This is a genomic window from Sphaerotilus sp. (assembly GCF_041083715.1).
In the GTDB taxonomy this organism is placed as follows: domain Bacteria; phylum Pseudomonadota; class Gammaproteobacteria; order Burkholderiales; family Burkholderiaceae_C; genus Sphaerotilus.
In genome coordinates, this window is sequence record NZ_JBFPGY010000313.1 from 1 (window position 1) to 6,355 (window position 6,355).

Sequence of the window (6,355 nt, forward strand, 5' to 3'; positions counted from 1 at the left end):
TACCGCAAGACCGGGCGCAGTACCCGAACGCCTGCAGTCAAGCGCACGCATGATCCCGGCCGTACCCACTTCTCCGTGGCCCGGACGCTTCAGCAGCGCAAAGCGAAGGCACCTTGAAAGCACTGGTCTGTCGAGACTCGACACCGAATGCAGTCGCGAGTAATTGCAGAAACCAATCCATTCAAAATCGGGCTATTTTTTTGGTATTTCTCACCCAAACAGTCAAAGTTATTTCAGGCATACTTGAAATGAAATAATCTGCTTGGGACAAGGTGTTTTGAAACTGAGGCTCGGTTTTCACACGCGACTGTTGGGGGCATTTTGGGCTGCCATGGGGGTTGTCGCGGCACTGAGCGTCATGAGTTGGAGGGTTGCCGACAGCGCGACCACTGCAGCCTCTCAGGTTTCGCAAACGCAGGAAGTGCTGGCCGCGCTGGCACTCGCCAGAGTGGAGACCGTTCAGGCCGAACTGAGCACGCAGAGCTATCGCATCACTGGCGATCCTGCTCGGATCGTCGAACGAAACACCGCGATTGCTGCGCGCGAAGTCCAGCTTCAGCGCCTGCAGGCACTGACGGCCGGCAACCCGCGACAGCAATCGAGTTGGCAGGCGTTGCGCAAGGTGATCGACGAGCGCCTGTCGATCACGCACCGGGTCGAGGAATTGCGCCGCACGCAAGGCTTGGAGGCCGCCAATGCCTATGTCCTCACGGCGCCCTTGCAGGCCACCCGCCTGCGCAGCCATGCGCTCTTCGATGACATGGAGACGGAGGAGAAGCGCCTTCTGGCGCTGCAGACGGCGTTTCAGTTGCAGGCGCGCAGCCGGATGGTGTGGTTCAGCGCGGCGTCTTTGGTCTCGCTGCTGCTGCTGTTCGGCGCGACCTACGCACTGATCCTGCGCAAACTGCGCGAAACCGATGCCAGCCGCAAGGCACTGGCCGAGAGCGAGGAGCGCATTTCGATCACGCTCAGCTCGATCGCGGATGCCGTGATCGCGACCGACACCCGACTGCGCGTGACGCACATGAATCCCGTGGCCGAGCGCATGACAGGATGGCCTCTGGAGCAGGCACTCGGCCGTCCAGTCGGTGACTTGTTGCAGCTGCGCAATGCCACCACGCGAATTCCGGTGCCATCGCCCGTCGAGCAGGTGCTGGCCACAGGGCAAGGTTGCGAGATGCACAGCGACACCGTGCTCGTGGCCCGTGACGGCAGCGAGTTGCCGATCGCTGACAGTGCGGCACCGATCCGCGATCGCGCCGGGCTGCTGTGTGGTGTCGTGATTGTCTTTCGTGACGAAAGCGCGGCGCGCGAGGCCCAGCGCAGCATCAAGGATCAGAATCTGTTGCTCGAACAACGCGTGATCGAACGAACGACCTTGCTCGCCAACCGAGAGGGCCATCTGCGCAGCATCATCAACAATGTGCCAGCCATGATCGCCTATGTGGATGCGGGCCAGCGCTATGGATTCGTCAATGCACGCTACCAGGCTTCTTTCGCCTCGTGCGGCAGCGATCTCACGGGCCGCATGGTCTGCGAGGTGCTTGGGGACGTCCGTTACGCCATCGCCGAACCATTGATTGCACGCGCGCTGCAGGGAGAGTCGACCACCTACGACTGGGAGCCATACCCCGACGTCTGGCAAGTCATCCAGTACGCTCCCAAGTTCAACGCGGCGGGCAGCGTCGAGGGCTACTATGTCCTGGGTACGGACATCACCGAGCGCCGCAAGATCGAAGCCGCTCTGCGTGCCAGCGAAGCACGGCTCTCTCGCGTGCTGGAGGGGGCGGATCAGGGCTACTGGGACTGGGATCTTCAGACCGACAAGTTCCAGGTCAGCGCCCGCTGGGAGACCATGCTGGGCTACCACCCTGGCGAGATGCAGATCGACGTTACCCAGTGGTCGAAGCTGATCCACCCGGATGACCTGCCGAAGGCGTTGCGTGCGATCGAGCACCACATGACAGGGCTGTCCTCCAACCACGAATTCGAACTTCGGGTGCGTACCAAGAACGGCGGCTGGCGCTGGATACTGACGCGTGGGGGCATCGTGCAGCGAGACCGCACCGGCGTGCCTCTGGTGATGTCCGGGACGCACACGGACATCACCGAACGCAAGTATCTGGAGAGAGCGCAGCGCGAGGCGGCGGTGGTCTTTGAAAACAGCTACGAGGGCATCATCGTCGCCGATGCCCAGAGACGGATCACCAGGGTGAATCCAGCCTTCACCCGCATCACCGGGTATGAAGAGACCGAGGTGCTGGGCAGAGACCCCGGTCTGCTGAAATCAGGGCGGCACGACGCAGCCTTTTTCCGGGAGTTCTGGTCCTCGCTGGACAAGGGCAGCTTCTGGCGCGGTGAAATCTGGAACCGCCGCAAGAACGGCGAGTTGTATGCGGCACTGCAGTCCGTCTCGACCGTGCGTGACGAGGCGGGAACTGCGCAGCACTACATCAGTGTGTTCACGGACATCACCCGGGCCAAGGCGCATGAATCCGAGCTGGACCATGTGGCCCACTACGACGTGCTCACCGGACTGCCCAATCGGCGACTGCTGTCTGACCGTCTGCAACAGGCGATCCTGCGTGCGGATCGGCATGGCTGGCAGAGTGCTGTGTGTGTGCTGGATCTCGACGAGTTCAAGCAGATCAACGACCGGCATGGACGCGAGGCTGGTGATCGGTTCCTGTTGGGCATCGCCGAGAATGTCAAGGCGGTACTGCGCGGCGAAGACACGCTGGCACGACTGGGGGGTGACGAGTTCGTCGTGTTGTTGTCGGAGCTGGGGTCTGCCGAAGATGGCATGCAGGTGCTGGAGCGCATCCTGGAAACCGTGCGGCAGCCTGTCCAGGTCGGCGAGCATCTCCTCCACACGTCGGCCAGCATCGGCGCCAGCCTGTATCCGGCAGACCATGCCGACCCCGATACCCTTTTGCGGCACGCCGACCAAGCCATGCTGCTCGCCAAGCAGCGCGGCAAGAACCGCTGCCAATTGTTTGATCCCGAGATCGACCGCCTGACGCAGCATCGCCTTGAGCAATTGCAGCGGCTTGAGGCTGCGCTGGCATGTGACGAGTTCATCCTGTTCTATCAACCCAAGGTTGATCTGTTCAGTGGCGATGTGATCGGTGCAGAGGCCTTGATCCGCTGGCGTCATCCGGAGCGCGGACTGCTGCCTCCGGGTGAGTTCTTGCCTTACTTGCATGGCAGCGATCTGGAGCAGCCGCTGGGCGAATGGGTCATCGGTACCGCGCTGCGCCAGATCGCAATCTGGTCCTCAGAGGGGCTGGACATTCCGATCAGCGTGAACGTCAGTGCGCACCATCTGATGTGTCCCGACTTCTGCGATCGATTGGCGCAGACCCTTGCGCGCTATCCAGGCATCCCCCCATCGAAGCTGGAACTCGAGGTATTGGAAACGGCGGCCATCGCCGACATGCAGCAGGCCGTCGAAACCCTGGACCAGTGCATGACATTGGGCGTTGAATTCTCGCTGGACGACTTCGGCACCGGGTATTCATCGCTGACCTATCTGCGCAAGTTGCCGGTGAAGACCCTGAAGATCGACCGGAGCTTTGTGCGCGACATGCTGACCGACCAGGACGACCTGAGCATCGTTCAAGGCGTGATCCAGCTGGCGGCAGCCTTCCATCGGCGGGTCATTGCCGAGGGCGTCGAGACGATGGAGCACGGCGCGGCATTGCGCGCCATGGGTTGCCATCTGGTGCAGGGCTATGGCATCGCGAGACCGATGCCCGCCGCAGATCTGCCCGAATGGCGCTCGACATGGCAGCGAGCGGCAGTCTGGCGCAGACTCTAGCCCCGGCCCGGCCCGGCCCGAACGGGGACTGTCTGCTGGAAGGATGAACGGGCGCCTTCAGACCAGAAACTGGTCCAGCGTCCAGACTGGGTTGTCTGTCTGGCCGCTGGGGTGCCAGGCCCGCGTGGCGTGCACGATGGGCTCCCAATACGGACGGGCGCGGGCGAGCAGGAACTCGTGGTCCATGGCCTCGGATTCGACAATGCCGGCCTGTGGATGCGCCTGTATCCAGGCGATCGCCGCCATCATGCTGCCGACCACCTGCAGGCTGGTGGCGTTGTTGTGCGGGGCGATGCGGCGAGCCTGCTGGATCGAGAGCTGCGAGCCTAGCCACAGGCTGGGGTGGCGGTCGCTGACCAGCAAAACACCGAGTTCGTCGATGCCGCCGTCGAGTTCGTCCTTGAGCACGCGTGCGGACGCGATCGCGTGGCGGTGGCCGTCGACCAGCAGGGCCAAGCTCTCCAGCGCCTGATCGCAGGGGTGGTAGGCGTAGTAGACCGTGGGGCGGTAGCGTGGCTGCATGCCACCGCCCACGGTCAGGAACGACGCCAGCGAGATCGCCTCGTTGTGGCTGATGAGGTACCCAGTGAATTCGCCGGCCTGCGGCGTCCAGGTGCGGACCCGGGTCTGCACTCCGAAGCGGGGCAAGTACACCGCCGCCTTGCAGCCGCTGTCGTGGTGGCGCACCTCGACCGCCAGCGGGCCCGCGTGTTCGTGGCTGCCCCAGCCCAATTCGACCGGTTGCAGCGCCTCGGCCACGAAGCCATCCACCGACCATGTGTTGACGAACTCGGCCGCGCTGCGCGGTCGGTCCGTGTGCTGGTGGTCGCGCTCCGAGATCTGGATCACGCGCACGCCCAGCGTCTCGGCCAGCAGCGCCCACTCGGCGGCCCCGCACGGCACCACCGGTTGAGGCAGGTGCGCGCGGGCCATCAGCAGCAACGCTTCCTTGACCAGCAACGACACCAGCCCCGGATTGGCCCCATGTGCGACCACGGCGGTGGGCAGCTTCTGCGCGCGCTGGGCGGCCTGCAATGCCATGACCTGCTCGCGCATGCAGTAGTTGGTGTTGGTGGCCGAGTCCAGTGTTCCGTCTAGGTATTCCCAGGGGTCGATGCACGTGTCCAGGTAGAACGCGCCCTGCTGCTGCGCGAGCCGGATCACGTCGAGGCTGCTGATGGAGGTCGCCACGTTGATCACGAGGCTGCCCACGCCCAGCGCGGCACCCAGCAGCGTCAGGTGGTTGTCCTGGGTGATGCGCTGGCGTGTCCAGCGCAGACCGTACTGCTCGGCCAATGCCTGCTGGGCCAGGGTCATGCGCTCATCGAAGACGTCGATGCGCTGGGAGGCGAAACGCTGGCGCAGCAGCGGTGACAGCGCCTGACCGATGTTGCCGTAGCCCAGCAGGACGATGTGGCGGATGGGGTCGGATTGATCTTGTTTCATGCGGGGGATCCTCTTTCTGGCTTCTTCTCTGAAGTCCGCTCCAGCCACAGCAGCAGCAGCAGCAGCGCGGCCATCGACAGCACAACACCGGGCAGCGCCCACGTCGGGTTGGCATTCATCAGCACGCCGGTCAGCAGCGGCCCGACGCTGCTGGCCACTCCCCACGTTGCCCCCAGCAGCGCGGTCATGTGGAGCAGTCGTGCACCGGTATAGCGGTGTCCGCTGGCCAGCAGCGACAGCACGTAGAGCCCGCCTGCCGCGCCGCCGGTGACAAACAGCAGCGGCCACCACAGCACGGTCATGTGCGCTGCCAGGGGCAGCAGTGCTGCTCCTGCAAGCAGCGCCATCGCGCACAGCCACTGAACCGGCTGGCAACCCATCCGGTCTGCCAGCCAGCCCACCGCCCATTCCAGGCAGGTGTCCCCAGCCAGGACGACCGAAGCGGACAGCAGGGCCTCCTCATGGGAGAAGCCTTGCTGGCGGGCGTGCAGCGGCAGCAGTCCCAGCACGACGGCATCGAACAACGCGAACAGGGCCGTGCTCCAGACAATGGCCGGCGCTTCCTTCAGGAGCTGCCACCATCGCGTCGTCGGAGCGTTGCCAGCTGCTGCGTCTCCATCTTCGAGTGGTGGGGCCCCCAGCCATTGGCAGGCTGGCAGGGCCAGCAGCAGCAGTGCGCCGCAGAGGTGGAATGCGCTGTCGGAGGGCAGCCGAGGCAGCAGCAGCGGGCCGATGGACTGGAAGACCGTGAACAGCGTGCAATGCAGCGCAAGCCAGCGTCCCCGCTGCGCGGCAGGCAGGATGGCGTTGACCCAGGCTTCCGAGAGGTTGAACACCAGTCCCAGAAACAGCCCCAGGCCGAACAGCGTGGCGCCCATCCAACCGGGCGTTGGAGTCGATTGCAGCAGCATGCATGCCAGTGCCGCACCCAGGCTGGCACCTTGCAGCACCCGCTTGCCAGGCCAGTGCCTGACCAGCGGTGTCGTCAGTGGCAAGGCGGCCACCTGTCCCAGCGCGTGCCACGCCAGCAGCCATCCGATGGTGGTGGTGGTGTGGCCCGCATGCGCCAGGCGCAGCGCACTCAGAGGG

General features: G+C 64.4%; 3 protein-coding genes. 1 reads left to right on the forward strand and 2 read right to left on the reverse strand.

Going from position 1 to position 6,355, the window contains the following annotated elements; genetic code table 11:
- The first annotated feature begins 277 nt into the window (after nucleotides 1–277).
- The gene (locus AB3X43_RS14510) at nucleotides 278–3,820 is read left to right on the forward strand and encodes an EAL domain-containing protein (RefSeq protein ID WP_369430571.1); all 3,543 of its coding nucleotides are present in this window, start codon (nucleotides 278–280) and stop codon (nucleotides 3,818–3,820) included.
- 57 nt (nucleotides 3,821–3,877) lie between these two features.
- Here AB3X43_RS14510 and AB3X43_RS14515 read toward each other — a convergent pair whose 3' ends face one another.
- The gene (locus AB3X43_RS14515) at nucleotides 3,878–5,266 is read right to left on the reverse strand and encodes a saccharopine dehydrogenase NADP-binding domain-containing protein (protein ID WP_369430572.1); all 1,389 of its coding nucleotides are present in this window, start codon (nucleotides 5,264–5,266) and stop codon (nucleotides 3,878–3,880) included.
- Nucleotides 5,263–6,355 (reverse strand): MFS transporter (locus AB3X43_RS14520; RefSeq protein ID WP_369430573.1); only part of this gene is annotated, 1,093 nt, incomplete at its 5' end. The genes AB3X43_RS14515 and AB3X43_RS14520, both read right to left, overlap by 4 nt.